This is a genomic window from Leisingera sp. ANG-Vp, from assembly GCF_000813725.1.
Classification (GTDB): Bacteria; Pseudomonadota; Alphaproteobacteria; order Rhodobacterales; family Rhodobacteraceae; genus Leisingera.
Window position 1 is genome coordinate 62,753 of sequence record NZ_JWLD01000086.1, and the last position, 958, is coordinate 63,710.

Below are 958 nucleotides of genomic sequence, written 5' to 3' on the forward strand. Positions count from 1 at the left end.
CCCCGCCGCCGGTGTTGAGCAGCCGCTGCGGCAGGTCCTGCCAGAATTCCGCTTCCATCTCCTGCCGCGCTGCGGCCACAAGCCCTGGCTGGAACGGCATGCCCGGGCAGCGTTTTTCCGGCTGCTGGAGAGCGATTTGCCCGCGGCCTGACTGCACGGCACGTTTCCGGTCTTCCGGCCCTTGCGCCCGATTGAGAACAAAAAGCGAACATGCTATCCTCCCCGCATGCCGACTCACCTGCTTGCCCGCCGCCGCCACAAGCCCCGCCCCGCCCTGTCCCTGATGGAGGGCATCGCGCTGGCGCGGGGGCGCGCGCATGAGGTCTGCGGCCCGGCGCGGCACAGTTTTGCGCTCTGGCTGGCCGCTGCCGCCCAGAAAGCTGCCCCGGGACCGGTGCTGTGGCTGGCCCTGCCCCAGGCCGGCAGGCCGCTGAACCCGGACGGCATGGCAGAGTTTGCCAGCCCCGCCCGCTTCCTCTTCCTCACCGCCGCCAGCAGCGCGGATCTGCTCTGGGCGATGGAGGAGAGCCTGCGCAGCGGTGCGGCGCCGCTGGTGGTGGCGGAACTGCCTGAACCGCCCGCAATGACCCCGGTACGGCGGCTGCATCTGGCGGCGGAGGCCGGCGGGGGCCTTGGCCCGGCACCGCTGGGCCTGATGCTGACCCCCGGCGAAGGCGGCGCCCCGGGGATCGAAAGCCGCTGGCATCTGTCCCCGGCCCATGCCCCCCTGCCGCCGCTCCCTCTGGCAAAGCCCCGCACGGCAGGCACTGGAACCTGCTGGACCTTGCAGCGCCTGCGCGCGCGCACCCTGCCGCCCCCCCTCCGGAAGGGCAGCCAAGACGCGGCCGGCGGCCCCCCGTCCGCCGGCCCGGCCCCGACCCCCCCCCCGAGCACGCCGCCCTCTCCCCCCCGTTCTCCCCGCCCCCCCCCGCCCCCCCCGGCGACCCCGGCTGCGCCC

2 protein-coding genes are annotated in these 958 nt (G+C 74.8%); both read left to right on the forward strand.

What is annotated here, in order from left to right:
• Window positions 1–151 (forward strand): hypothetical protein (locus RA20_RS26420; RefSeq protein WP_039134257.1); only part of this gene is annotated, 151 nt, incomplete at its 5' end.
• A 75-nt stretch (window positions 152–226) separates the two neighbouring features.
• Window positions 227–958 (forward strand): hypothetical protein (locus RA20_RS22550; RefSeq protein ID WP_193748901.1); only part of this gene is annotated, 732 nt, incomplete at its 3' end.